Below are 254 nucleotides of genomic sequence, written 5' to 3' on the forward strand. Positions count from 1 at the left end.
TGGAGAAGGTATAATCCTTTGAAAAAAAAGTATAACATCACTCAAAAAGAAAGTGATAAAGGGGCTAATTTTAAAGAATTACAAGTAGTAATTCACCAACTTAAATCCTGGATTAGGACTGTACCTTCATATATCAATAAGAAATACATCCAAGCTTACTTTAATGAGTTCGTATATAGATTAAATAGATCCTTATTTAAGGAAACTATTTTTCATAACACAATTGTAAAGATGGTTAAAGCGAAACCAACTAC

Annotated in this window: 1 protein-coding gene; it reads left to right on the forward strand. The window is 28.7% G+C overall.

All coding sequences use genetic code 11. The features are described from left to right. On the forward strand, positions 1–254 hold a 254-nt coding region (locus CF599_RS10160), incomplete at both ends, for a transposase (RefSeq protein ID WP_143824815.1).

Source organism: Myroides sp. N17-2 (assembly GCF_002286775.1).
In the GTDB taxonomy this organism is placed as follows: domain Bacteria; phylum Bacteroidota; class Bacteroidia; order Flavobacteriales; family Flavobacteriaceae; genus Flavobacterium.